The sequence below is a fragment of the Nonomuraea sp. H19 genome (genome assembly GCF_052068215.1).
Classification (GTDB): domain Bacteria; phylum Actinomycetota; class Actinomycetes; order Streptosporangiales; family Streptosporangiaceae; genus Nonomuraea.
Window position 1 is genome coordinate 168,519 of sequence record NZ_JBQHCV010000011.1, and the last position, 24,454, is coordinate 192,972.

28 protein-coding genes are annotated in these 24,454 nt (G+C 70.1%); 12 read left to right on the forward strand and 16 right to left on the reverse strand.

Features of this window, described 5'->3' with window-relative positions; genetic code table 11:
- Positions 1 to 11: 11 nt before the first annotated feature.
- The gene (locus tag ACTMTI_RS25275) at positions 12 to 1,562 is read right to left on the reverse strand and encodes an amino acid permease (protein WP_441122983.1); all 1,551 of its coding nucleotides are present in this window, start codon (positions 1,560 to 1,562) and stop codon (positions 12 to 14) included.
- Between the two features lie 137 nt (positions 1,563 to 1,699).
- Positions 1,700 to 2,245 carry a type 1 glutamine amidotransferase domain-containing protein gene (locus ACTMTI_RS25280; RefSeq protein ID WP_441122984.1) on the reverse strand — a complete coding sequence of 182 codons (546 nt, stop codon included), beginning with the start codon at positions 2,243 to 2,245 and terminating at the stop codon, positions 1,700 to 1,702.
- A gap of 116 nt (positions 2,246 to 2,361) precedes the next feature.
- Between ACTMTI_RS25280 and ACTMTI_RS25285 the strand changes: the two genes are divergently transcribed.
- Positions 2,362 to 2,625, forward strand: coding sequence for a heavy-metal-associated domain-containing protein (locus ACTMTI_RS25285; protein WP_441122985.1), 264 nt, complete (start codon positions 2,362 to 2,364; stop codon positions 2,623 to 2,625).
- 99 nt (positions 2,626 to 2,724) lie between these two features.
- Here the strand turns inward: ACTMTI_RS25285 and ACTMTI_RS25290 are convergent, their stop codons facing one another.
- Positions 2,725 to 3,087, reverse strand: coding sequence for a DUF2809 domain-containing protein (locus ACTMTI_RS25290; protein WP_441122986.1), 363 nt, complete (start codon positions 3,085 to 3,087; stop codon positions 2,725 to 2,727).
- Positions 3,088 to 3,233: 146 nt separating this feature from the next.
- On the opposite strand from ACTMTI_RS25290, the gene ACTMTI_RS25295 reads away from it, so the two are divergent.
- From ACTMTI_RS25295 to ACTMTI_RS25315, 5 genes are all read left to right on the forward strand, one after another.
- Complete coding sequence (locus tag ACTMTI_RS25295) at positions 3,234 to 5,048, forward strand: ABC transporter substrate-binding protein (protein WP_441122987.1); 1,815 nt, start codon at positions 3,234 to 3,236, stop codon at positions 5,046 to 5,048.
- A complete protein-coding gene (locus tag ACTMTI_RS25300) occupies positions 5,045 to 6,100 on the forward strand; it encodes an ABC transporter permease (protein WP_441122988.1) in 1,056 nt (351 codons plus the stop codon). The genes ACTMTI_RS25295 and ACTMTI_RS25300 overlap by 4 nt, the downstream gene beginning before the upstream one ends.
- Positions 6,097 to 6,978: an ABC transporter permease gene (locus ACTMTI_RS25305; protein WP_441122989.1), complete on the forward strand. Its 882-nt coding sequence runs from the start codon at positions 6,097 to 6,099 to the stop codon at positions 6,976 to 6,978. The genes ACTMTI_RS25300 and ACTMTI_RS25305 overlap by 4 nt, the downstream gene beginning before the upstream one ends.
- A gap of 67 nt (positions 6,979 to 7,045) precedes the next feature.
- Positions 7,046 to 8,020, forward strand: coding sequence for an ABC transporter ATP-binding protein (locus ACTMTI_RS25310; protein WP_441122990.1), 975 nt, complete (start codon positions 7,046 to 7,048; stop codon positions 8,018 to 8,020).
- Entirely contained in the window at positions 8,017 to 9,021 is a 1,005-nt protein-coding gene (locus ACTMTI_RS25315; protein WP_441122991.1) for an ABC transporter ATP-binding protein, read from the forward strand. The genes ACTMTI_RS25310 and ACTMTI_RS25315 overlap by 4 nt, the downstream gene beginning before the upstream one ends.
- A gap of 7 nt (positions 9,022 to 9,028) precedes the next feature.
- Here ACTMTI_RS25315 and ACTMTI_RS25320 read toward each other — a convergent pair whose 3' ends face one another.
- Genes ACTMTI_RS25320 through ACTMTI_RS25330 form a run of 3 tightly spaced genes read right to left on the reverse strand, consistent with a single transcriptional unit; the run spans position 9,029 to position 10,943 of the window.
- Positions 9,029 to 9,673 carry a response regulator gene (locus tag ACTMTI_RS25320; RefSeq protein WP_441122992.1) on the reverse strand — a complete coding sequence of 215 codons (645 nt, stop codon included), beginning with the start codon at positions 9,671 to 9,673 and terminating at the stop codon, positions 9,029 to 9,031.
- Positions 9,670 to 9,858 carry a hypothetical protein gene (locus ACTMTI_RS25325; protein ID WP_441122993.1) on the reverse strand — a complete coding sequence of 63 codons (189 nt, stop codon included), beginning with the start codon at positions 9,856 to 9,858 and terminating at the stop codon, positions 9,670 to 9,672. Before ACTMTI_RS25325 ends, ACTMTI_RS25320 begins: the two co-directional genes overlap by 4 nt.
- Positions 9,855 to 10,943: a sensor histidine kinase gene (locus ACTMTI_RS25330; RefSeq protein ID WP_441122994.1), complete on the reverse strand. Its 1,089-nt coding sequence runs from the start codon at positions 10,941 to 10,943 to the stop codon at positions 9,855 to 9,857. Before ACTMTI_RS25330 ends, ACTMTI_RS25325 begins: the two co-directional genes overlap by 4 nt.
- Positions 10,944 to 11,053: 110 nt before the next feature.
- Between ACTMTI_RS25330 and ACTMTI_RS25335 the strand changes: the two genes are divergently transcribed.
- Positions 11,054 to 12,100 carry an alpha/beta hydrolase family protein gene (locus ACTMTI_RS25335; RefSeq protein WP_441122995.1) on the forward strand — a complete coding sequence of 349 codons (1,047 nt, stop codon included), beginning with the start codon at positions 11,054 to 11,056 and terminating at the stop codon, positions 12,098 to 12,100.
- Here ACTMTI_RS25335 and ACTMTI_RS25340 read toward each other — a convergent pair.
- The 4 genes from ACTMTI_RS25340 to ACTMTI_RS25355 form a co-directional block, all read right to left on the reverse strand.
- On the reverse strand, positions 12,091 to 12,915 hold the full coding sequence (locus ACTMTI_RS25340; RefSeq protein WP_441122996.1) for an NmrA family NAD(P)-binding protein: 825 nt from the start codon (positions 12,913 to 12,915) through the stop codon (positions 12,091 to 12,093). The genes ACTMTI_RS25335 and ACTMTI_RS25340 overlap by 10 nt on opposite strands.
- 224 nt (positions 12,916 to 13,139) lie before the next feature.
- Positions 13,140 to 13,778 carry a maleylpyruvate isomerase N-terminal domain-containing protein gene (locus ACTMTI_RS25345; protein WP_441122997.1) on the reverse strand — a complete coding sequence of 213 codons (639 nt, stop codon included), beginning with the start codon at positions 13,776 to 13,778 and terminating at the stop codon, positions 13,140 to 13,142.
- Between the two features lie 19 nt (positions 13,779 to 13,797).
- Positions 13,798 to 14,112, reverse strand: coding sequence for a DMT family transporter (locus ACTMTI_RS25350; protein WP_441122998.1), 315 nt, complete (start codon positions 14,110 to 14,112; stop codon positions 13,798 to 13,800).
- Entirely contained in the window at positions 14,109 to 14,735 is a 627-nt protein-coding gene (locus tag ACTMTI_RS25355) for an FMN-dependent NADH-azoreductase (RefSeq protein WP_441122999.1), read from the reverse strand. The genes ACTMTI_RS25350 and ACTMTI_RS25355 overlap by 4 nt, the downstream gene beginning before the upstream one ends.
- A 71-nt stretch (positions 14,736 to 14,806) precedes the next feature.
- On the opposite strand from ACTMTI_RS25355, the gene ACTMTI_RS25360 reads away from it, so the two are divergent.
- On the forward strand, positions 14,807 to 15,367 hold the full coding sequence (locus ACTMTI_RS25360) for a TetR/AcrR family transcriptional regulator (RefSeq protein ID WP_441123000.1): 561 nt from the start codon (positions 14,807 to 14,809) through the stop codon (positions 15,365 to 15,367).
- Between the two features lie 24 nt (positions 15,368 to 15,391).
- Here ACTMTI_RS25360 and ACTMTI_RS25365 read toward each other — a convergent pair whose 3' ends face one another.
- The gene (locus ACTMTI_RS25365) at positions 15,392 to 16,123 is read right to left on the reverse strand and encodes a nucleotidyltransferase (protein WP_441123001.1); all 732 of its coding nucleotides are present in this window, start codon (positions 16,121 to 16,123) and stop codon (positions 15,392 to 15,394) included.
- 10 nt (positions 16,124 to 16,133) lie between these two features.
- Between ACTMTI_RS25365 and ACTMTI_RS25370 the strand changes: the two genes are divergently transcribed.
- Positions 16,134 to 16,901 (forward strand): SDR family oxidoreductase, encoded by a 768-nt coding sequence (locus tag ACTMTI_RS25370; protein WP_441123002.1) that lies wholly within the window; start codon positions 16,134 to 16,136, stop codon positions 16,899 to 16,901.
- Between the two features lie 16 nt (positions 16,902 to 16,917).
- Here the strand turns inward: ACTMTI_RS25370 and ACTMTI_RS25375 are convergent, their stop codons facing one another.
- Together ACTMTI_RS25375 and ACTMTI_RS25380 are read right to left on the reverse strand one after the other, a co-directional pair.
- Positions 16,918 to 17,856 carry a ribose-phosphate diphosphokinase gene (locus tag ACTMTI_RS25375; protein WP_441123003.1) on the reverse strand — a complete coding sequence of 313 codons (939 nt, stop codon included), beginning with the start codon at positions 17,854 to 17,856 and terminating at the stop codon, positions 16,918 to 16,920.
- Between the two features lie 33 nt (positions 17,857 to 17,889).
- Positions 17,890 to 18,528 carry an HAD family hydrolase gene (locus ACTMTI_RS25380; protein WP_441123004.1) on the reverse strand — a complete coding sequence of 213 codons (639 nt, stop codon included), beginning with the start codon at positions 18,526 to 18,528 and terminating at the stop codon, positions 17,890 to 17,892.
- A gap of 117 nt (positions 18,529 to 18,645) precedes the next feature.
- On the opposite strand from ACTMTI_RS25380, the gene ACTMTI_RS25385 reads away from it, so the two are divergent.
- A complete protein-coding gene (locus ACTMTI_RS25385; protein ID WP_441123005.1) occupies positions 18,646 to 20,433 on the forward strand; it encodes an alkyl/aryl-sulfatase in 1,788 nt (595 codons plus the stop codon).
- Positions 20,434 to 20,531: 98 nt separating this feature from the next.
- Here ACTMTI_RS25385 and ACTMTI_RS25390 read toward each other — a convergent pair whose 3' ends face one another.
- The 3 genes from ACTMTI_RS25390 to ACTMTI_RS25400 all read right to left on the reverse strand — a co-directional run bounded on the left by ACTMTI_RS25390 (position 20,532) and on the right by ACTMTI_RS25400 (position 22,440).
- Positions 20,532 to 21,011, reverse strand: coding sequence for a hypothetical protein (locus tag ACTMTI_RS25390; RefSeq protein ID WP_441123006.1), 480 nt, complete (start codon positions 21,009 to 21,011; stop codon positions 20,532 to 20,534).
- Between the two features lie 135 nt (positions 21,012 to 21,146).
- Positions 21,147 to 22,130 carry an NAD-dependent epimerase/dehydratase family protein gene (locus ACTMTI_RS25395; protein ID WP_441123007.1) on the reverse strand — a complete coding sequence of 328 codons (984 nt, stop codon included), beginning with the start codon at positions 22,128 to 22,130 and terminating at the stop codon, positions 21,147 to 21,149.
- 139 nt (positions 22,131 to 22,269) lie between these two features.
- Positions 22,270 to 22,440, reverse strand: a complete 171-nt coding sequence (locus tag ACTMTI_RS25400; RefSeq protein WP_441123008.1) for a hypothetical protein — start codon at positions 22,438 to 22,440, stop codon at positions 22,270 to 22,272.
- Positions 22,441 to 22,685: 245 nt separating this feature from the next.
- Between ACTMTI_RS25400 and ACTMTI_RS25405 the strand changes: the two genes are divergently transcribed.
- Positions 22,686 to 24,008 carry a sensor histidine kinase gene (locus ACTMTI_RS25405; RefSeq protein WP_441123009.1) on the forward strand — a complete coding sequence of 441 codons (1,323 nt, stop codon included), beginning with the start codon at positions 22,686 to 22,688 and terminating at the stop codon, positions 24,006 to 24,008.
- A gap of 10 nt (positions 24,009 to 24,018) precedes the next feature.
- Positions 24,019 to 24,324, forward strand: a complete 306-nt coding sequence (locus ACTMTI_RS25410; RefSeq protein ID WP_441123010.1) for a pyrophosphatase — start codon at positions 24,019 to 24,021, stop codon at positions 24,322 to 24,324.
- Positions 24,325 to 24,454 lie beyond the last annotated feature (130 nt).

Below are 24,454 nucleotides of genomic sequence, written 5' to 3' on the forward strand. Positions count from 1 at the left end.
CGTACAGTGCGTCAAGCGGTCGGGACCTCGTCGGCCTGGTCGGCCTCGTCGATCGTGCGGCGGGGACCGGTGAACCAGTGCTTGGCCGACAGGGTCCACCACAGGCCGATGCCGATCAGCACGAGCCCCACCGCGATCGGCGCATAGTTGACCGCCGTCCAGGTGAAGTCCTTGTTGCCCGGGACGCCGGCGGGGGAGAACGGCATGATGAAGTAGATCGAGACGATCACGATCTCGATGCTGGCGATCCAGCACAAGACCCGATATTTCCCGCCAAGGGTCCACGGGCCAGGCTCGAAGCGGTCTCCCATCCGCAAACGCAGCCAGATCGGGATGAGGAACGCCAGGTAGAGCCCGATGACCGCGATCGACACGACGGCGTAGAACGCGACCGGCGTGGTCAGCCCGGGAGGGGCGTACAGCGCGGGCAGGGTGATCAGGGCGGCCACCACGCAGCCGGCGATGATCGCGTTCACCGGGGTGCGGTTCCGGTCGATCTTGGACCACAGCCGCCAGCCGGGCACCCCGCCGTCGCGCGAGAACGCGTACGTCATCCGCGACATCGACGTCACGCAGCTCATCCCGCAGAAGAACTGGCCGATCGTGGAGATCGCGAAGATCGCCGTGGCCAGCGGGGAGGAGAGCGCGGTCTCGAAGATGGCCCCGACGAAGCCGGCCTGTTTGTTGATCTCGTCCACGTTAGTGGCGGCGAACAGGAACGACAGCAGCAGGATCCAGCCGCCGATCGCCGAGTAGAAGATCGACTGCCACAGGCCGCGGGCGGCGGACGTGGCCGCGCCCTGCGTCTCCTCCGATACGTGCGCGCAGGCGTCGTAGCCGGTGATCGTGTACTGGGTGAGCAGGAAGCCGAGCGGCAGCACGTACAGCCAGAAGGGGAGCCCGTCGGAGCCGTCACCGAAGCCGGAGTTGTTGTTCGTGCCGAAGAAGACGAAGTCGGCCGACTGGTGCGCGGTGGGGGCGAAGATCAGGATGGCGACGATGATCGCGGCACCCGCGACGTGCCACCAGACGGAGACGTTCTGCAGCACCGAGATCAGCTTGTGGCTGTAGATGTTGATCAGGGCGTGCAGCGCGAGGATGATCACGAACAACAGGAACGCCCGAGGGAGCGTGGCCTCCCACGCGCCGCCGGTCAGCCGGTTGAGGGTGATGTTGAGGAACGTCGCGCAGCCGTAGTCGACGGACGCGGTGACGGCGATGAGGCCGATGAGGTTGAGCCAGCCGGTGAACCAGCCGTGGATCGGCTTGCCCATCTTGGCGGCCCACCAGTAGATGCCGCCCGCCGTCGGGTACGCCGACACCAGCTCTGACATGCAGAAACCGATGATCAGGATGAACGCGGAGATCAGCGGCCAGCCCCACGAGATGGCGATGGGGCCGCCGTTGTTCCAGGCCTGCCCGAAGGTGGTGAAACAGCCGGCGAGGATGGAGATGATGGAGAAGGAGATGGCGAAATTCGAGAAACCACTCCAGGTGCGGGCCAGCTCCTGCTTGTAGCCGAGCTCGGCCAGTCGCCTGGAATCCTCTTCAGTTGAACTCATTGAGGTCTCCCTGGGGGCGAGCGGAGAACGCTCTATTTGGTCTACATCTAGACCATTTCCGCCCCAGGGACAAGGTGTTACAGGTGAGTTTCGATGTGGTCATGGAAACCCGTGGCCCGCAGGCCACGGGTGGGACGTCACTGGCCGAGCGCGTCGGTCGCCGCCTGGCAGAAGGCCTTCAGATCGTCCGGCTTGCGGCTGGTCACCAGCGTGCTGGGCCCCGCGGTGTCCACGACGACCTCCTGGTCCACCCAGTTCGCGCCGGCGTTGCGCAGGTCGGTCTGGAGGCTGGGCCAGGACGTCAGCGTACGTCCGCGCACCACGTCGGCCTCGACCAGGGTCCAGGGCGCGTGGCAGATCGCGGCGACCGGCTTGCCCGCGTCGAAGAAGGCGCGGACGAACCGTACGGCCTGCGGCACCATGCGCAGGCGGTCGGGGTTCGCGACACCCCCAGGGAGTACGAGACCGTCGAACGCGGCCGGATCGGCGGTGTCCACGGTGTCGTCCACGGCGAACGTGTCGGCCTTGTCCAGGTGGTGGAACGCCTGGATCTGGCCGGGATCGGTGGAGACGAGCACGGGCGTGCCGCCTGCCTGCTTGACCGCCTTCCACGGCTCTGTGAGCTCCACTTGCTCCACTCCCTCAGGAGCGACCAGGAACGCGATGGTCTTGCCGTTCAGCATGTGAACTCCCCCTTGGGCTGTGTTTCCCGTCCCCTATCCGGCAGGGTCGGATGTATGCGTTGTTACCCCTAGGGGGTATATTGGTGCCATCAAGAGTACGAGAGTGAGGAGCGATCATGACTGTCACGACGTACCAGGTTGAGGGCATGACCTGCGGCCACTGCGTCAGCTCCGTGACCGCCGAGGTCGGCAAGGTGGCCGGGGTGAGCGAGGTCGAGGTGGACCTGACGTCCGGGGCGGTGACCGTGACGAGCGCGGCGCCGCTCGACCGCGAGTTGGTCGAGGCGGCCGTGACCGAGGCCGGCTATGAGCTGGCGGGCAAGGTCGAGCTCCTGCCCCAGGCCGGCGGGTCGTGCTGCGGGACGGGCGGCTGCCACTGAGCCCTTGGGGTCTCCGCCGGCTTGGTGGCGGGCCGGTGGAGGCCGATCAGCGCGTAGCCCATGAAGACGAAGCCCGCGACCGCGGCCGGCGCATCCCGGTCACCTGACTGGCGGCCGGGTCGCCACGACCGCGTGAACGGCCCAGGCGGCGCCGGCGCCCACGGCGTACCAGAGCAGATCGGGCGGGTTGAACGTGCTGCCCAGCACCGGCCGTAGAATCGCGGGGATCCCGGCGAGCTGGGCGAACTCGATCGCCCAGCTCAGCCCGGCCGCCACCAGCGCGGCCGCCCATGGGCGGACCCGCGGTGCGGCGAGCACGACGATCGTGTAGATCAGGACGGTGTAGAGCGCGTCCCCCGCGTATTTCGGCACCGGGCCGTCCCACAGCAGCCGGACGCCCAGCCCGGCGGCGACGGTCAGGGCGGCGACGAGGGCGACGGGCAGGCGGGGCACGCGGGGCACCCGCTCACGGTAGCCCCAAGGGGACTGAAAATTTACACCGCCAAAGGAAACGAAGATGAAACAATTTTCCGCAGCGCGTTGACACCGCGTCTCCATATGGTTTGCCTTTCTCTACACAGGAACCCCCGCCTGAAGGTGAGGCACTTATGAGGAAATGGTTCGCGCGCCTGGCGATGCTCGGCGTAGCGCTCTTAGTTACAGGTCAGGGCGCCACTGCTGCCCTGGCTCAGGACCCTGCGGCGGGGAAGAAGATCGTACGCGTCGGCGCGACGCAGGCGATGGACTCGATGAACCCGTTCTTGGCCGTCCGCCTGGTCTCGACGTCGGTCCACCGCTGGATGTACGGCTATCTCACGGTCCCCGACTCCAAGACGCTCCAGCCCAGCCCCGACCTGGCCGAGTCGTGGACCACGTCCGAGGACGGGCTCACCTGGACGTTCAAGATCCGCGCCGCCAAATGGTCCGACGGCAAGCCGATCACGGCCGACGACGCCGCCTGGACGTTCAACAAGATGATGACGGACGAGGCCGCCAAGACAGCCAACGGCCCGGCGGTGGAGAACTTCGAGAGCGTCACGGCCAGCGGCCAGGACCTGACGATCAAGCTCAAGGCCCCGCAGGCGTCCATGCTGGACAACCCGGTCCCGATCATGCCGAAGCATGTCTGGGAGTCGGTCACGGACATGGCCAACTACGACGCCGAGAAGTACCCGTCGGTGAGCAGCGGTCCGTACATCGCGGTCGAACACAAGAAGGACCAGCACGTCAAGCTGCAGGCCAACCCGAACTACTGGCGCGGCAAGCCCAAGATCGACGAGCTGCAGGTCATCTTCTACGACAACCCCCAGGCCGCGATCGCCGGCCTGAAGAAGGGTGACATCGACCTGATCGGCCGCCTGCAGCCGCCCGAGTTCGAGGCCATCCAGAACGACCCGAACATCGAGGCGTGGAACACGCAGGGCCGGCGCGCGACCTACCTGCAGATCAACCACGGCGCCACCACCACGGACGACAAGCCCGTCGGTGACGGCCACCCGGCGCTGAAGGACGTCAAGGTCCGCCAGGCGCTGCACTACGCCATCGACAAGCAGAAGCTGGTCGCCGAGGTCCAGAACGGCCTGGCCAAGCCGGCCGACGGCTCGATCGTGCCGCCGATGTACAAGGACTTCTTCTGGGAGGCCACCGGCGACACCAAGGTCACCTACGACCCCGCCAAGGCCAACCAGATCCTCGACGACGCCGGCTACAAGAAGGGCGCTGACGGCGTCCGCACGATGCCCGACGGCAAGCGCAAGCTGGAGTTCCGCTTCAGCATCCACACCGACACGCCGATCGAGGACAAGCTCGCCGAATACCTGACCGGCTTCTTCAAGGAGATCGGCATCACGCTGACCACCAAGAAGGTCGACTCCAGCAAGTTCAGCGAGGAGACCGGCGTCACCGCGCTGTTCGACATCGCGATCAGCGGCTGGTCGGTCAACCCCGACCCCGAAGAGGTCATGGCCACGCACCTGTGCAGCCGCAGGCCGGCTCCGGGCGGCGAGGGCGGCGGCACCGAGTCGTTCTTCTGCGACGACACCTTCGAGAAGCTCTACCAGGAGCAGTTGAAGGAGCTCGACCGGCCCAAGCGCGCCGAGCTTCTCAAGCAGATGCAGGAGCGGCTCTACACCCAGGCCCCGGTCATCGCCATCTACTACCCGAACGACCTCGAGGGCTACCGCAAGGACCGGATCACCAGCATCACCCCGATCCCCGAGGACAAGGGCCTGCTGTACGGCGGCAGCGGCTACTGGCCGTTCTACACCGTGGACGTCAAGGCCACGGCGGCGAGCGGCGGCGCGGCCGGCGGCGGCTCCAACACCGGTCTGATCGCCGGTATCGTCGGTGGCGTGGTGGTCGTCGGGCTGGCGGCCTTCCTCCTGACCAGGCGGCGCAAGAGCGTCGCGGACGAGCGCGAATGACAACACCGCTTGAAGCAGCAGAGCCCGCCGCCGTCCAGGCGGCGGGCCCTGGTGACGAGCGCCCCACCTACCGAGGCACGCTGCGATACGCGCTGTCGAAGGCCGGTGGGGCGTTGTTCAGCATCGCCATGGTGGTCGTCGGCACGTTCTTCGTGTTCCGGCTGCTGCCCGGCGACCCGGTGCGCAACCTCGCGCAGGGCCGCAACATGACCCCGGCCCAGCTCGACCTCGAACGCCGCCGGCTCGGCCTGGACAAGCCGCTGATCGACCAGTTCTTCGACTTCGTCGGCGACACGCTCAGGCTCGACCTGGGCACGTCCTACGAGTACAAGCGGCCGGTGCTCGACCTGATCGGCGAGCGGATCGGCCCGACGCTGCTGCTGGCGGGCACGGGCCTGGTCATCGCGGTCAGTCTCGGCATCTGGCAGGGCACGCGGGCCGGGTGGCGGCACGGCAGCCGGTTCGACCGCATCTCCACCGGCGCGTCGCTGGTGCTGTGGTCGGTGCCGACGTTCTGGCTCGGGCTGCTGCTGATGATGGTGTTCGGCGTCGGCATCGGGCCGATCCCCGGCATCTTCCCGTTCCGCGGCATCGAGAGCGTGGACGCGCCCGACGGATTCGCCTATGTGCTGGACGTGGCCTCCCACATGGTGCTGCCGTGCCTGACGCTGGTGGCCGTGGTCTACGCGCAATACCTCCTCGTCATGCGGTCGTCGCTGCTGGAGGAGGTCAGCCAGGACTACGTCACCGTGGCCCGCGCCAAGGGCCTGCGCGACGACGACGTGCGGCGCCGGCACGCGGTGCCCAACGCCCTGCTGCCCACGGTGACGCTGGTCTTCATGCGCATCGGCTTCGTGGTCGGCGGCGCGGTCACCGTTGAAACGATCTATACCTGGCCAGGCCTGGGCCAGCTGTTTTACGAGGCGGTCAGAGTGCCTGACTTCACGCTCATGCAGGGCACGTTCATGCTGATCACCGTGGCGGTGATCCTCATGAACACGCTGGCCGATGTGGTCTACCACGTGCTCGACCCGAGGGTGAGGTCGGCATGACGAATCTTGCCGCGGCCCGCAGGCGGCTCGCACTGAGCCGCTTCTGGTTCGAGTTCCGGCATCACCGGACCGGGATGATCGGCTTGGTGACCCTCGTCGTCGCCGTGGTCCTCGCGCTGATCGCGCCGCTGTTCATCGACGAGAACGTGACCAGCGTCATCAGTGGCACCGGGACCCGGTGGGCGCCGCCGAGCCTGAGTGAGCCGTTCGGCACCGACGAGTCGGGCCGCTCGATCCTGCTGATGGTGTGGTGGGGCTCGCGCACGTCGCTGCTGATCGGCTTCCTCGCCGCGCTGCTCAGCATCGTGATCGGGCTGGTCGTCGGTGTTGCCGCCGGGCACTTCCGCGGCTGGTTCGGCGGTGCCCTCATGCGCGTCACCGACTGGTTCCTGGTGCTCCCGTCCCTGGTCACGGCGCTGGTGCTGGCCGCCATTCTGGGCGGCAGCACGTTCACGATCATCATGGCCATCGGGATCACGACGTGGCCGTCGACCGCGCGCCTGATCAGGGCGCAGACGCTCGCCGTCGAGGCGAGGCCCTACATCGAGCGGTCGAAGGCGCTCGGCGGCGGCCACTGGCACATCACCACCAGGCACGTGCTGCCGAACGTGGCGCCGCTGCTGCTGGCCAGCACCACGCTGGAGGTGGCCAGCGCGATCGTCACCGAGTCCACGCTGGCCTTCCTCGGCGCGAGCGCGAACAAGACCTCCTGGGGCACCATGCTGCGCTATTCCTACGACTTCGGCGCGGCCACCCAGGGCGCCTGGTGGTACATCCTCATCCCCGGCCTGGCCATCCTCGCCGTCGTCATGGCGTTCACCCTGGTGGGGCGGGCGCTGGAGGCCGTGCTCAACCCCAGGCTCAGGAGGGCGTCGTGAGCGAGCGAAGCGAGAGAACAATCAGACACAGCAGTCAAAGACTCATGCGGGCGACGGAGTCGGCCGCATGAGTCTGCTCGAACTCGACGACGTGTCGGTGACGTACCGCATTGCCTCGGGCGAGGTGCCCGCTGTGCGTGGTGTGTCGCTGACCCTGGACTCCGGAGCGGCACTCGGAGTCGCCGGCGAGTCGGGATCCGGCAAGTCGACGCTGGCCATGGCGCTGCTCCGGCTTCTGCCGCGGGACGCGCGCGTCGGCGGCCGGATCCTGCTCGACGGCGAGGACGTCCTCACCATGAAGTGGGGCCGCCTGCGGGCGGTGCGCTGGGCCGAGGCCTCGATCGTGTTCCAGGGCGCCCAGCACGGGCTCAACCCGGTACGCAGGATCGGGGACCAGATCGCCGAGCCGCTGCTCGTCCACAACCTGGCCAAGCCGGACGGCGCCCGCAAGCGCGTCGCCGAGCTGCTCGAACAGGTCGGCCTGCCGGCCTGGCGGGCCCGCAGCTACCCGCACGAGCTGTCCGGCGGGCAGCGGCAGCGCGTGATGATCGCGATGGCGCTGGCCTGCTCGCCCCGGCTGATCATCGCCGACGAGCCGACCACCGCACTCGACGTGATGGTCCAGGCCCAGGTGCTGACATTGATCAAGGAGCTGGTCGCCGAGCACGACATCTCGCTGATCATGATCTCGCACGACCTGTCGGTGCTCGCCGACGTGTGCGGGCAGCTCGCCGTCATGTACGCCGGCCGCGTCGTCGAGCACGGCCCGTCGCACGAGGTGTTCCACGACGCCAAGCACCCCTACAGCCGGGCGCTGGCGGCGGCGTTCCCGACGGTGGGCGACCCGGTCTCGCGGCTGGCGCCCAAGGGGCTCGGCGGCGATCCGCCCGACCCGATGCAGCTCCCGACCGGCTGCTCGTTCCACCCGCGCTGCCCGGTCGCGCTGGAGGAATGCGCGAGCCTGGACATGGAGCTGTGGCCGGCCGGCCCGGGCCGTAATGCCGCTTGCGTGCACGTACGGGCGAAGGAGGAGGTCTCATGACCGAGACGCAGACCGCCGCCGAGGCCGTCTCGACGACCCGGCCGACCCTGCTGGAGGCCCGCGACCTGCACGTGGAGTTCGCCTCGCGCGGGCGCCGCGCCCGCGCCGTGGACGGCGTGAACCTCGCCATCGGCGAGGGCGAGATCGTGGCGCTGGTGGGCGAGTCCGGGTGCGGCAAGACCACGCTGGCCCGCACGCTGCTCGGCCTCGAACGCCCCACCTCCGGTGAGGTCCGGTACGGCGGCGCCGCCCTGGACTACCGCTCCAAAGCGCTCAAGGCCTACCGCAGGCAGGTGCAGCTCGTCCTGCAGGACCCGATGGGCTCGCTCAACCCCCGGCAAACGGTGTACGAGGCCGTCGCCGAGGGCCCGCGCATCCACGGCATGCCGGACGAGCGGGAGGTCGTGGCCACGGCCCTGTCCAGAGCGGGGCTGCGGCCGCCGGACCGGTTCTTCCTGCGCTACCCGCACGAGCTGTCCGGCGGGCAGCGGCAGCGCGTGGTGATCGCCGGCGCGCTGGCGCTGAACCCGAAGGTGCTGGTCGCCGACGAGCCGGTGGCCTCGCTCGACGCCTCCGTGCGCGGCGAGATCCTGGCGCTGCTGCTCAAGCTCCGGGAAGAGCTGGGCCTGTCGGCGCTGGTCGTCACCCATGACCTGGGGTTGGCCTGGAACATCGCGGACCGGGTGGCCGTGATGTACCTGGGCAGGATCGTCGAGTCCGGACCTGTCGAGCAGGTGCTGACCGCGCCGCGGCATCCGTACACGCAGGCGCTGATGTCGGTGCTGCCCGAGTCCCCGGAGCGGGTGGTGCTGACCGGCGAGCCGCCGGACCCGACGAGGATCCCCGGCGGGTGCCGCTTCCACGCCCGCTGCCAGGTGCTGGCTTCCGGGCGGGCGGCCGAGGCCGGGGTGGACGGCAAGTGCCGCGCGGAGCCGCTGACCATCCTGCCCGCGGTGCCCGAGGCACAGGCGGCCTGCTATTACGCGGACGCCGTGGGCTGACCCGGCGTCAGCCCAGGTCGGCGTCGTGGACCAGGATGGCGGCCTGGACCCGGTTGGCCAGGCCCAGCTTGGCCAGCACGCGGCTGACGTGCGCCTTCACCGTGGCCTCCGTCAGGCGTAGCTCGCGGCCGATGGCGGCGTTGGACAGGCCGCGGGCCAGCGCCCTGATCACCTCCTCCTCGCGGCCGGTGAGCCCGGCCAGCTGCCTGCGGGCGGCCTCGGCCCGGGAAGGGGCGCGGTCGGCGTACGAGGCGATCAGGCGCTTGGTCACCGAGGGGGAGAGCATGGCCTGGCCGCCGGCGACGGTGCGGACGGCGGCGGCCAGCTCCCTCGGCGGGGTGTCCTTGAGCAGGAACCCGACCGCGCCCAGCCGCAGCGCCTCGTGCACGTACTCGTCGAGGTCGAACGTCGTCAGCATGATCAGCTTCGGCATGCCGGGCCCGGCCAGCAGGCGGGCGGCGGCAAGGCCGTCCATGCCCGGCATGCGCACGTCCATCAGCACGACCTCGGGCCGCAGCCGCGCCACGGCGGACACGGCCTCGGCGCCGTCGCGAGCCTCGCCGACGACCACGATGTCGCCCGCGGCCTCCAGAATCAGCCGCAGCCCGGACCGCACGAGCTCCTCGTCGTCCACGACGAGCACCCGGATCACACGCACCTCCGATCGCCGGACGTGCCGGCCACACCGGTCGCGCCGGCCACACCGGGTGTGGCGACCACGACGGACGTGCCGGACGTGCCGGACGTGCCGGACGTGCCGGACGTGCCGGGCGTGCTGGCCACGCCGGGCGTGCTGGCCACGCCGGGCGTGCCGATCACCCCGAGTTCGCTGATCATGCCGGGATCCGGGCGCGCACCAGGAAGCCGCCGCCGTCCTGGGCGCTGGTGCGTAGCGTGCCGCCGAGCAGTTCGACCCGCTCCCGCAGCCCCACCAGGCCCCAGCCGGCGCCGGGCAGCCTCTCCGGCGGCGACCCGGGCGCCTGGTTGCGCACCTCGACCTCCAGTTCGCCGGGCCCGTAGCGGATGCGCACGTCCGTGCCGGCGTCTCCCGCGTGCTTGTGCACGTTGGTGAGCGCCTCCTGGATCACCCGGTACGCGGTCCGCTCCACAGTCGGCTCCACCGTCCGCGCCTCGCCTTCGTCGTGCCGGGTCACCGTGATGCCCAGGGCGCGGGACTGGTCGAGCAGCCGGTCGAGGTCGCTGAGCGTGGGCGGCGGCTGGAGCACCGCGTCCGCCTCGGGCGACCGCAGCACGCCGAGAACGTCACGCAGGTCGGCCAGCGCCTCCCGCCCGATCCCGCCGATCATGGCGGCCGCCTGAGCCGTCTCGTCGTCGGCCGCCCGCACCTCCAGCGCTCCCGCGTGCAGCACCATCAGCGAGACCCGGTGCGCCACCACGTCGTGCATCTCCCTGGCGATCCTGGCCCGCTCCTGAACTCTGGCCTGCTCGGCCCGCATGACCTGCTCGCGTTGCGCCGCCGCCAGGCCCTCATGCCGGGCGCGTACCCAGAGGCCGAGGGCGAGCGGCAGCGCGATCACGGCCAGCGCCATCAGCAGGGCATTGCCGAGGGTCGCGGTCGCCATCTCGTGCAGGCCGTTCTGCCACTCGCCGACCAGCGCGGAGACCCCGCACACCGCCACGCTGCCGCCGAGGTAGGCCGCGATGCGGCGCCTGTCCAGCGTGCGGCCCGCGTAGTAGGAGGCCAGCATCAGCGGCGGCCACATCACCAGCCACGCGTACGTGACGGCCCCCACCACGGCCAGCGGCCACCAGGACCGCCGCGCCCACCAGGCGGCCGCGCCCGCGACGGCGGCGACCGCGATCAGCACCGGGAGCGGCAGACTCGACGGCACCCCCGCCTGCCCGTGCACCACGGGCAGCGAGAGCGCGAACATCCCCGCGCCGAGCAGAACGAACCGCATGGGTCACAGCGTATGGGCCGGGCCGGAAATGCCTTTACGACGAAAGTAGTAAGAGCCGATCGACGATCGGGGCGTACGCCCGGCCGCCCCCGGCCGCCAGCGTAGAAGCCATGCTCAAGATTCTCGCCACGTCATTGATCGTGCTCGCCACACCGGCGGCACCGGCCACCGACCTCGCCCTGCCGCAGCCGACCGGCCCCAAACCCATCGGCACGACCACCCTGCACCTGACCGATGCGAGCCGTCCCGACCCGTGGAACCCTGAGGCGGACCAGCGGGAGCTCATGGTCTCGCTCTGGTACCCGGCTCGCAAGGCTGTCGAGAAGCGGGCGCCGTACATGACCCCGCAGGAGTCGGCCGCGGTCCTGAAGAGCTTCGAGAACGTGCCCCCGGACGCGCTCACCAAGGTCAGGACGTACGCCGGGCTCGATGCGCCCGCGCGGAAGGGCCGCCACCCGCTGGTGGTCATGTCGCCCGGGTTCTCCTTCCCGCGCGCCACCCTGACCTCGCTCGCCGAGGACCTGGCCAGCAGGGGCTACCTGGTGGCGGCGGTGGAGCACACCTACGAGTCGGTCGGGACCACGTTCCCCGACGGCCGGACCACCACCTGCCTGGCCTGCGTGAAGGGCCAGGACGGCGCGAAGGTCGCGGCGAGCCGGGTGAAGGACGTGCGGTTCGTGCTCGACGAGTTGTCCAAGGGCCGCTGGGGCAAGGCGATCGACCGGTCGAAGATCGCCATGGTGGGCCACTCGATGGGCGGCAACAGCGCCGCCCAGACCATGCTCGCCGATCCCCGGGTGAAGGCCGGCGTCAACCTGGACGGCACGTTCAAGCCGATCGTCGAGCCCCTGAAGCGCCCGTTCATGCTGATCGGGGCGCCGCGGACGCACACGCCCGAGGGCACCGACGACTCGTGGAAGCAGTCCTGGGCCAACCTCAAGGGCCCGAAGCGCTGGATCACGGTGGCGGGGACGGACCACTCAGCGTTCGTCGACTACGCCGTAATCAGGCCCAAGCTCGGCATCCCCGCTCAGGAGATGGACGGCGCGCGGGCGCTGGCGATCACGCGCGCCCACCTCACCGCCTTCCTCGACCGGCACCTGCTGGACAGGCGGACGCCGGTCGAGGACTTCCCCGAGGTCACCGATCACGACTGAAAGGCGGCGGCGTTCTCCGTGGCCCACTGAGCGAAGCTGCGCGCGTCCCGGCCGGTGATCTCCTTTACGGTCGGGACCAAGGTGTAGCCGACCTCCGGCGTGTTGCCGAGCGCGTCGACGAGGAACTCGATGGTCTCCTCGCCCATGCCGTCGCCGCGCCACTTGGCCCGCGCCTCGTCCACGGTCAGCTCCACAAATCGCACGTCCACGCCGATGGCCGCGCTCAGGATCGCGACCTTCTCCTTGAGCGTGATCACCTCCGGGCCGCTGATCGTGAGCGTCCTGCCGCCGTGTCCCCCCTTGACCAGCACCGTCGCGGCCACGGCGGCGATGTCGCGCTCGTGCACCAGTGCGCTCAGCCGGTCGCCGAACGGCTCCTTGATGACGCCTTCCGTCTTGATCGTCTGCGCCCACCAGCGCAGCGTGTTGGACATGAACTCGACCGGCTCGAGCAGCGTCCACTCGATGTCCGTGGCGGCCAGAGCCTGCTCCAGCTCACCCTCCGCGCGCCCGCCGAGCACCGTGACCCGTCGCACGCCCGCCTCGGCGGCCAGCTTCACCAGGCCCGCGCCGTCCGGCAGGGGCGTGTAGTCGTCGCCCGCGAAGTTGATGAAGTGCGCGGCCTCGACGCCGTCGAAGACGCCGGCCAGCGAGTCGAGCTGGGCGAGGTCTCCGGCGACGACCTCGACGCCCTCGGGCAGGCCGGCCTTCGCGGGGTTCCTGGTCAGGGCCCGCACCTGCTGCCCGGCGGCGAGGAGCTCCTCGACGACGAGACGGCCGACGGTCCCGGTGGCACCGGTGACGAGGAAGGTCATGGCGAACCCAATCTGTTCGGAACGGAACGTTCTGCTCTTACTCTATCAGAACGGAACGCTTCATTCCATATGAAACGTGAGCATGATGGCGTTCGCGGCGCGGTGAATGGGTCGGCGAGGCGCAGTACGCCGCGTCCCCACGGACACGACGCGCGCCCGGCTGGGGTTCGCCGAGTTGTTCGAGGGGCATCGAGCCGGGGGAGCGGCCCCGGGCGCGACCTCTCCTAGAAGGCGCTTATCGTGGCGGGGGCGCGCTCAGCCCGGCTCAGGGTGCGGATGACCGCCGTCGCCCCGTGCCGGTGCACGGCCAGCCGCGCCAGGAGTTCGACCACGGGATCGATCACCGACTCCGGCAGAGCAGGCGTCTCGATGCCCACGCTGGCGGCCAGGTCGTCGGAGTGCACGACCAGCTCCACCAGCCGGGTCAGCAGCAGGTCGTCCAGAGTGAGGGACCACTCGGCCCACGGCAGCCGGATGACCCGGTCCGCAGGCTCGGCGGGCAGCACGACGGTCAGCTCGTCGAGCAGCGCCTGCGTGCGCTCCACCAGTGCCGCCGGGCCGTCGGCGGCGGCCGCCTCCCCGCCCCGCCGGACGTACACGTTGCTCTCGTGGTCCAGCCCCGCCTGCACCCACGGCGAGCGCGAATAGTGCTCGATGAGCTCGATCGGCTCCTGGGCCTCGGCGTCCAGCGCGAGCGCGTCGCGCACCCGGACGAGCTGGAGCGCTAGATGGCCGGCCAGCCCCGCGACGCTGAACTCCGTGAGCGCGCTCGGCTTGTCCCATGCCGCGGCCACGGCCGGATCGCCCAGCAGCGCCACCGCCGACGCCGCGGCCACCAGATAGGACTGCCTGCTCTCCCCCATTTGCCGCCCTTCTCCTGGTTCAGGTGGTAACACGCGCCAACACTATCCCGCCGACAATCAGCGCGAGCGCCGCCATCCTGCCTACGGAGACGGGGTCGTCGTTGAGCGCGATGCCCAAGCTGATCGCGCCGACGGCGCCGATGCCGGTGAAGACCGCGTACGCGGTGCCGACCGGCAGCGTGTTCATGGCCTGCGACAGCAGCCAGACGGCCGCGGCCATCAGGAGCAGGCACACCAGCGTGGGCACCGGCCGGGTGAAGTTGTGCGTCGGCTTGATGCTCTGCGACCAGGCCACCTCGACGAGGCCGGCCAGGACCAGGATCAGCCAGTTCATCGGGCCACCTCCTTGAGCGCCGCCGCCAGGGACTCCTCGTGCCGGTCGCGCAGGTGCGCCAGCGCCGGGTCGAGTCGGGCGTTGACCAGTTCCGCGTGGATGAACGTCACGTCCTCCGCCTGGAAGTGGCCCTTGAAGAAGTCGCGCAGGTAGCGCTCCTGGTGGTCGTACGGCTCGCGGGGCGTGCCGGGTCCGTACGCGCCGCCGCGCGCGCTGGTCACCACGAACGAGCGGCCTTCGAGCGACATCTTGGGGAAGGTGATCTGGTCGAGCCAGGCCTTCAGCGACGAGGGGATCGAGTAGTTGTACATCGGCGCGCCGATCAGGATCACCTCGGCCGCCACCACCTCGTCGAGCAGCGGCTCCACGACCGCCCACGCCTCGCGCTGGGCGGGTGTGCGTACCGCCTCCCGATAGCGCGAAATATCCATTATCTCCTGCTCCAGGATGAAATCGCATATCTCCGTCCACGCCTCGCCGATGTGTGGCACGGGCCGCGCGGCCAGGTCGCGGTAGACGTACCGAGCCTCCGGGTGGGCCGCGCGCCAGGTGGCGGCGTAGCTGCCCGACAGCTTCCGCGAGAACGACGCGCGGCGCGCGCTGGCGTCCAGATGTAGCAGCATGATCTCTCCTTAAGTGGACACATTGTCCGGTTCAATATAACCGGACAGTGCGTCCAGATACAATTCCGGTCATGGAGAGAGCCGACGCCGCGCGCAACCGCGCCAGGATCCTGGAGGCCGCCGCCCTGCTCTTCGCGGAAAAGCCGCCGCAGGACGTGACGATGGACGACATCGCCAAAAAGGCGGGGGTGGGCCGGGGCACGCTCTACCGCCGCTACCCCGACCGGGCCTCGATCGCCGTCGCACTGCTCGACAAGCACGAGCGGGAGCTGCAGGAGCGGCTGCTACGCGGCGAGCCCCCGCTCGGCCCTGGAGCGCCGCCCGGCGAGCGGCTGGCCGCCTTCTACGCCGCCATGGTGCGGCTGCTGGAGGATCACTCGCACCTCGTGCTCGGCTCGGAGGTGGGCCGCTCGCGCTTCGAGACCGGCGCGTACGGCTTCTGGCGCGCCCACGTGCGCGCGCTCCTCGTCGCCGCCGGCACGCCGGGCCGGGACGGGCTGGTCGACGTCCTGCTCGCGCCCCTGGCCCCCGAGGTGTACGGCTATCAGCGCGCGGTGCTCGGCCTGACCCCGCGGCAGATCACCGAGGCGCTGTCCAAGCTGACGGTGATCCTCGGCCCGGAACCGGGCTGACCTGCGGGTGCTCGATGGCGGCGCTTAGGCGAGGGCCTTCGTGATCGCGGACCTGATGAACGCACGAGCCAGCTTGGCCCTCCTGAACCGGCTCAGCACCGGCGCGGGGGTGCCGTACCTGCGGGCCCGCACGTCGGCCACCACGATCGCGGGCGCGCCCAGCTCGCCCAGCACGTCGAGGGCCTCCCGCTTACTGATCAGCCGCCCGTCCCGCAGCGTGACCGTGGCCCTGGCGACCGTCACCATGCCCAGGTCCACCCAGATGTTCTGCAGCCAGCGCCGCCGCCCGCGCGTCCTGTCCAGCCAGAAGTCCCGCAGGTCCACCCGTACGAACTCGGCCAGCTCTTGATCCGACACCGGCGGCAGCAGTCCGGCAGGCGGCGGCCCGTACAGCTCCAGGGCCTGCGTGTGCAGTTCGCGCCGCGTCACGGCGGTGACGGGACGACGGAAGATGCGCTCGTGCGCCCAGGTCACGTGCTCGATCGCCGGGTCGGCGAGCTCCTGCCTGGCCATGTAGGAGCAGTGCAGCAGGTCGGCCATCGGCAGGTCGATGGCCCGGTGCACGGCTTTGAGCCGCCGCCACTGCTCCATCGTGATGGGCTCCTCGACGACCGCGATGAGGTCCAGGTCGCTGCGGCCCGGCTGGTAGTCGTCGGCGGTCGCGAGCGATCCGTGTGCCCATAACGCGACCAGTGGGACTGTCGGCTCCACTGCTTCCAGAAAATGCCCTAGCAGGCGGTCGGTCGCTGCGTGCATGATGGCAACTATGATCGATGCACGCCCGGCTGGAAAGGTCGCCTTGATCACCGGCGTCGGACGCACCGTCGGCATCGGCGCGGGGATCGCCATGCGACTGGCCGCTTCGGGCTGGGACATCGCCTTCACCTACTGGACCCCCTACGACGAGCGCATGTCCTGGGGCGTCGAGGGCGGGGCGAGCGATGCGATCGAAAAAGCCCTCGCGGAGCAGGGCGCGGCCACGGTCGCGATCGAGGCGGACCTCGCCGACGTGGCCGCCCCCGCCCAGATCTTCGACGCGGCGGAGCGGGCGCTGGGCAACGTCACCGCCCTGGTGATGTGTCACTGCGAGTCGGTCGACTCGGGCCTGCTCGACACCACGGTGGAGAGCTTCGACCGGCACTTCGCGGTGAACGCGCGGGCCACCTGGCTGCTGATCCGCGAGTACGGGCGACGCTTCCACGGCGCTCCAGGGACCGGCCGGATCATCGGCCTCACCAGCGACCACACCGTCGGCAATCTGCCCTACGGCGCCAGCAAGGCCGCATTGGACCGCATCACCCTGGCCGCCACCCACGAACTCGCCCACCTCGGGATCAGCGCCAACGTGATCAATCCCGGCCCGGTGGACACCGGTTGGATGTCGGACGAGGTGCGGGAGAGCTGCCTCCGTCAGACGCCGCTCAGCCGGCTCGGCACGCCGCAGGACACCGCTCATCTCGTCGATTTCCTGTGCTCGCCGCAGGGGCAGTGGATCAACGGCCAACTGCTCATGAGCAACGGCGGTTTCGCCTAGGGACCCGGCATCGTGCTCAGGGTGTACCGAACAGGGCGCTCACCGACTCGCCGTCGTGGATCCGGCGCATCGCTTCGGCCAGAGCGGGCGCGATCGACAGCACCGTGAGCTTGTCGCTGGGCTTGGGCGAGGGCACGGTGTTGGTGCAGACGATCTCCTCGACCTCGGGCAGCGCGCTCAGCCGCTCGATCGCCCCGCTCGCGAAGAGCCCGTGCGTGCAGGCCACCCGCACCGAGCGAACGCCGCGGTCCCGCAGCCGGTCGAGCAGTTCGATGACGGTGCTGCCCTTGGCGATCTCGTCGTCCAGGATGATCACGTCTTTGCCGGTCACCTCGCCGATGACCGAGCTGATCACCACGCGGTCGTCGCTGAAGCGCTGCTTGGCGCCCATCGCGACGCCGGTGCCGAGCAGGCGGGCGAAGTGCGCGGCCTCCTTGGCGTTGCCGAGGTCGGGGGAGACGACGACCGTGTTCGTCAGGTCGTACTGGCGGAAGTGCGCGGCCATCTCGCGCAGCGCGTGCAGATGGTCGACGGGCACGCTGAAGAAGCCGTGCACCTGCGGTGAGTGCAGCGTCATCGCCAGCACCCGGTTGGCGCCCGCGGTCACCATCAGGTCGGCCACCAGCCGCGCGCCGATGGAGATGCGCGGCTCGTCCTTTTTGTCTGATCTGGCATATGCGTAGTGCGGAAGCACAACGGTGGTCCTGGCGGCGGAGGCGCCGCGGGCCGCGTCGAGCATGAGCAGCAGCTCGACCAGGTGCTCCTGCACGGGCGGCACCAGGGGCTGGATGAGGAACACGTCACGCTCGCGGCAGTTGGCCTGCAACTGCACCTCGAGAACGTCGTTGGCGAACCGGTTGAGCCGGACCGGGTGCAGAGGAGTGCCCAGGTGGGCGCAGATCTCCTCGGCCAGTTCGGGGTGGGCGCTACCGCTGAAAACCGTGATGTCTCGCACGATTCCCAAAGCATAGCCAGGGGGTGCGCACGTTCACGAGATCAGGTCGGGCGTGAGCGCGTCGAGCCCCGGCAGCACCCGCCAGGCCAGTGCGAGGGCGTCCGGCGCGGGCGGGTAGCGGGGGTGCGGTACGGCGATCACGCGCATCCCGGCCGCGTGCGCGGACCGCAGCCCGTTGCTGGAATCCTCGACCGCCACGCACCCCTGCGGATCCAGCGACATCCGCCGCGCCGCCTCCAGATATCCGTCGGGCGCCGGCTTGCCCCGGGCGACCTCCTCGGTCGAGACCGTGGCCGCGAAGCACTCCTTCAGCTCGGCCGCGTCCAGCACCACGTCGATCAACCGGCGCGGGGACGAGCTGGCCAGCCCCAGCGCGACCTGCCCGGACAGGCGCCGCACCGCCTCCACCGCGCCCGGCATCAACGGCACCTCGTCGCGGTAGCGCGCGGCCATCTGGTCCACCACGTCACGGGCGATCTCGCCGGGCGGCATCCCCACTCCCAGCTCGTGCAGGTACGCGGCCCATTCGGCGGTGCTCATGCCCATGAGCCTGGTCTGGGTGTCCGGCTGCCACGTGCCGCCGTGCTCGGCCACGAACGCGCGCCGTACCTCCTCCCACACCGGCTCGGAATCGACCAGCACGCCGTCGAGGTCGAACACGCACGCTTCCACGGGCAGCTCCCATCCAGTAGGGCCAACATCATCGCATGTCCTTATTGCCCGAGATTCATCCTTCTTAGGGACGTTTGTTGGGCTACTCGGGGCTGATTCCCGGGCATGCGGCTTGGCATGGCAGACCTTCCATTCCATGACAGGGGCGACTTCGAGGACGCGAACCGTGGGTTCATCGCCAAGCTGAGCCCGGCGGTGGTCACGACCGCGGACGGCCGGGTCATCTGGGACAACGACTCCTACGACTTCCTCCACCAGGAGTGTCCCAAGACGGCCCACCCCAGCCTCTGGCGGCAGGCCCAGCTCTGCGCCAAGCAGGGCCTGTACGCGGTCGCCGACGGCATCTACCAGGTACGCGGCCTGGACCTGTCGAACATGACGCTGATCGAGGGTGACAACGGCGTCATCGTGATCGACCCGCTGATCTCCACGGAGTGCGCCGCCGCCGCGCTGAAGCTGTACCGCGCCCACCGCGGCGAGCGCCCCGTCACCGGCGTGATCTACACCCACTCCCACGCCGACCACTTCGGCGGCGTACGCGGCGTCACCCGCGGCGGTGTGCCCATCCTGGCCCCCGCCGGATTCCTGGAGCACGCGGTGTCGGAGTACGTCTACGCAGGCCCGGCCATGACCCGCCGCGCCGTCTACCTGTACGGCTCCGCGCTGTCCCGCTCACCCGAGGGCCAGATCGGCTGCGGCCTCGGCCTGACCGTCTCCACGGGCACCCTGTCGCTCATCCCGCCCACGATCGAGATCACCAGGACCGGCCAGGAGGAGACGGTCGACGGCGTACCGATGGTCTTCCAGCTCACCCCAGGCGCTGAGATGATCTTCTTCTTCCCCGGCCGCGCCGCGCTGTGCCTGGCCGAGAGCGCCACCCACAACCAGCACAACGTCCTCTCGCTGCGCGGCGCCACGGTCCGCGACGCCCGAGCCTGGGCGCGGCATCTGAACGAGGCCCTTTCCCTGTTCGCCGACCGGGCCGAGGTCGCCTTCGCCGCCCACCACTGGCCCACGTGGGGCCGCGACAGCATCGTCAGCTTTCTCAGCCAGCAGCGCGACATGTACGCCTACCTGCACGACCAGACGCTGCGCCTGCTCAACAAGGGCCTGACGGGGGCCGAGATCGCCGAGGCCGTGCAACTGCCGCCCGCACTGGAGCGGGCCTGGCACGCGCGCGGCTACTGCGGCTCTACGAGCCACAACGTCAAGGCCATCTACCAGCGCTACCTGGGCTGGTTCGACGGCAACCCGGCTCATCTGTGGGAGCACCCGCCGCGGGAGAGCGCGGTCCGCTACGTCGAGTGCCTGGGCGGCGGCTCGGCCGTGGTCGCGTTCGCCCGGCGCTACATACAGGAGAACGACCTGCGCTTCGCCGCCCAACTGCTCAACCACGCCGTCTTCGCCGACGAGGGCAACAAGGAGGCCCGGGACCTGCTCGCCGAGGTCTACACCAGGCTCGGCCACGGCGCCGAGAACGCCACCTGGCGCAACTTCTACCTCATGGGCGCCCTGGAGCTGGCGGACGGCATCGTGCCCGCCACCATGGACACCGCCTCGGCCGACCTGTTCGCCGCGCTGACCGTGGAGCAGATCTTCGACTCGCTGGCCGTCCGCGTCGACGGCCCCAAGGCCTGGAACGAGCGGCTGTCGATCGACTGGCACCTGACCGACCTGCGGGAGCGGCATCGTACGACGCTGTCCAACGGCGCGCTGATCCATCAGATGAACCCGAAGGACGATTCCGCCGACCTCACGCTTCGCCTGACGAAGGCCCAGCTCGCCGGCCTGCTCGCGGGCAAGGGCGTCGAAGGGGTGGAGCGCGAGGGGGACACGGCGGTGCTGCGGCGGCTGGTCGCGGTGTTGGACCGGCCGGTGCCCGACTTCGCCATCGTGACGGCCTGACCGTCGCTTGCCCGTCCGCGACCTCGGCGCGCCGCCGCAGCCAGGCAAGCGGGCGGTCAGCCTCAGCCAGGGGCGGTCAGCCGCAGCCAGGCCTGCGGTCAGCCTCGGCCAGGCGGGCGGTCAGCCTCGGCCGTCAGCGCGCGGCAGGCCAGCGCCAGCAGCGTGACCACCACGGCCGCGACGGCAGGCCCCACCACCAGTGGCACCGTCAGCCCGCCCGCGTGCCAGGCCGCCGCCGCGATCGCCGCCGAGGTCAGCACCGCCACCCCGAACATGGCCCCCCACAGCGGCAGCACGTGCAGGTACGCGAACAGCAGCGGGAACGCCAGCCACACGAACGCCGGCGCTGCCACGGCCAGCACCACCCAGCCCGCCGTCACCAGAGCCAGCCACACGCGCCCCGGCACCGGCCGGCCCTCGACCGCCGGGCCGGCCCCGTACAAGAGCCCGAGCAGCACGCCACCGAAGGCCACGGCCACGCGATCCTCGCCCAGCACGCCGGCCACGGCGACCAGCAGCAGCCCGCAGGCCGTGACCAGCACCGCGGACCGCAGCAGTCGCAACGGAAAGTGCATCATTACTGACCAACAGTAATCGAACGTGGCTTTGGAGCGAAGGACGTCGGACGGCCCGCCGCGAGAGCGCGGTGATCAGGGAGCCATTGCGAAGATGATCCCGCCCACCCTTCCGCGAGGCCGGACAAGAACGCCCGCTCAGGCCTCCAGCAATGTGGCCTCCACCGCCGGATCGAGCCCGACCCGCGGCCGATCCTGGCGCATCGGAGCCACACCGCCGATGCTCCGCAGCCACGCCCACGTGTCGGCGACCGTCTCCGCCAAGGGACGCAGCCGCAGCCCCGCCGCCACGGCCTTGGTCACGTCACCTCCGTGCATGAAGGCGTGGTCCGCGCCCACCAGCCAGATCGGCAGCTCCGTCCACGGCGCGACGCCCGCCGCGAGCAGCGTCTCCGCTTCGACCCAGCGCAGCTCGGCCGCGGCCCCGGTCACCGTGACGCAGGTCTCCAGCAGCTCCCGCATCGTCACGAACCCCGGAGGGCTCACCACGTTGTAGGCCCCGCCGAGCCCGCGCTCGGCCGCCCGCAGGCACCACAAGGCCAGGTCGCGTGCGTCGACGTACTGCAACCCGAGGTCGCCTGGCCCGGGCGCGAGCACCGGGCCGCCGCGCGCGATCCGGCTCAGCCACCACGGCAGCCGCCCGATGTTCTCGTAGGGTCCGAGGATCGTCCCGGCCCGCGCCAGCAGCGCCCGATCTCCGAACGCGGCGACCACCCCCAGCTCGGCTCCCGCCTTGTTCCTGGCGTAGTCGGAAGCGTCGCGCTCGTCGGCGGACGACTCGACGAGCGGCGCGCTCTCGTCCGCGCCGAAGGGCACCGGGTCGGCGTAGACGGACCTGCTGGAGACGTAGACGTAGTGACCCGCCCGCCCGGCCAGCAGCGACGCGGACTCCGTGACCGCGGCCGGCGCCCACGACCAGGTGTCGACCACCACGTCCCACTCGCCGCGCTCGAGCGCCGCCAGCCCGCCCGGCGCCGACCGGTCACCGCGTAACGCCGTCACCCCGGCGGGCGGCACGTGGCTGCCCCGGTTGAACACCGTCACGTCCCACCCGAGGCCCAGCGCCTCCTCGACGACCGCCCGGCCCACGAACTCTGTCCCACCCAGCACCAGAACCCTCATGCGCCTACTCTGGCCGACCCGCCCGCAAGCCGGAAGCCGTGCACGCCCGCAGCGGAATCGCCATGGGCGAAAGCCGTACCCGCGCGCCGCGAGGAACTGCGGCCGATCCTGGTCGAGCGGCTGGCCACGCGGGGCGCGGTCAGAACTCGCACCCGCCCGGATCGGCCACATCGTCGTCGTACTCGGGAGGAGGCGCCACGGCACCCCCCGGCGCCTGTGAGCCTTCGGGCTCGCCCGGGACCCGCACGGTGAGCCCGCGCACACCGCGAGGCCAGACGTCGGCGATCACCTCGACCCGCCACCACACCACCTAGACACCCCCTCTACGGCCTGTCTCGCACCCGATCCTGGGACGAAAAAGATGTACGGAGCGTGGCGAACCGCCCCTCTTGGAAGCCTGCTTACCGAATCGCGATCACGTATAGGTCCAGATCAACGGCCATGCTGTTGCGGTGGCTCTCCATGGGTACGTGTCACAGTCAGTGACACGGGAGTCGGATGGTGAATCGGTTTGTTCCGCGCTCGATCCGAGCGCGCCTGACCATGCTCGCGATCTTGATCGCGGCCCTGGTCTTCACCGCCACGTCCACCATCACGCTCATCACCGTGCCGGGCAATATGCGCGGCCTCGTACAAGCCAGGGTAGAGCTGGCCGTCCGCAGGGTCGCCATCCAGGCCCACGCGGGACATCTGCCTCCCGAACTGGAGACGCCGGTACACGTCCACCTCCTGCAGGTGGTCTCCGCGGACGGCAAGGTGCTCGCCGCCTCTCCCGCACTGCGCGGAGCGCCGCCCATGACGACCTTCCGCGTCAGCATGCCGGAGAAGATCCAGGTCACCGAGCGCAGGCTGCCGCGCATCCGGAACGACGAGGAGTACCTCGTCATGGCCCTGATGGTGTACACGTCCGACGGCCCCGTCACGGTGTACGGCGCGGCCTCGCTCGCCGAGGTCAACCGGGCGCTCGCCTGGCTCTACCTCCTGGTGTTCCTCGGCACCCCGCTGGTGCTGTTGATCGTCGGGACCACGACCTGGGCGGTGGTCGGGTTCGCCCTGCGCCCCGTCGAGCGCATCCGCGCGGAACTGGCCGAGATCACCGGCCGGGATCTCAGCAGGCGCGTACCCGTACCCGACACCGGCGACGAGATCTCCGGCCTGGCCGCCACCACGAACGACACCCTCGACCGCCTCGAACGCTCGGCCGAGACCCAGCGACGCTTCGTCGCCGACGCCTCGCACGAGCTCCGCAGCCCCATCTCGGCGATGCGCGCCCAACTGGAGGTGGCCAACGCATACCCGGACGAGACGGACTGGCCGGCCACGGGCGCCCGCGCCCTGGCCGCCGCCGACCGCCTCGCCGGCATCATCGACGAGCTGCTGATGCTGGCCAGGCTGGACGCCGGCGCGGTCACGCAGCGCCGCGTGGTGGACATCTGCCACATGGCGGAAGAACAAGTACGCCGCCGCGAGGGCGCCCGGGTCCCCATCCTCCTCGACCCCTGCGAGCCGGCCCCGGTCCACGGCTCGCCCGTGCAGCTCGACCGCCTCCTGACCAACCTCCTGGACAACGCCACCAGGCACGCCGCCACCAGGGTCGAGTTCTCGGTCGTGGTGGAGGGCGACCGGGTGGTGGTGACGGTGACGGACGACGGCAGTGGCATCCCGCCGCAGGACAGAGAGCGGGTCTTCGAGCGCTTCACCCGCCTGGAGGAGGCCCGCGCCAAGGACAAGGGCGGCAGCGGCCTCGGCCTGCCCCTCTCCCGCGAGATCGCCGCGGCCCACAACGGCACCCTCGCGATCGCCGACTACTCACCCGGCGCCCGCTTCGTCGTCGAGCTCCCGCTGTACGAGGGGGAGAGCGGAACTCCCCGGCCGTAGACTTCGCCGGATGGACCTGCGGCAGCTCTCGGACGAGATCGAATCCGTCTCCACCCGGTACGCGGACGCTCTCGGGATCGAACGGGACGACATCTGGTTCCTGCTGAAGTTGCAGGAGGAGATCGGCGAGCTGACCCAGGCGTTCCTGATGCGCACGGGGCGCGCCAGGACCAAAGGGCTGACGTCGGACGAGCTCGAGGCCGGCTTCCGTGCGGAGCTGGCCGACGTACTGTGCCACGTGGTCCTCCTGGCCCGCCATCACGGCGTGGATCTGGAGGCCGAGATCCAGCGCAAGTGGCTCAGCCGGCAGGCGTAGCGGCGCGTCTATGGGGATCGTATGGAACTCCCGGCACATCGTTGATCATGCGATCCAGGAGAGGCGATCACAGAAAGTTGGAGTCATCGCTTTGGATCTCCTGCGCCGGCCACAGCGCAGGAGTCACACT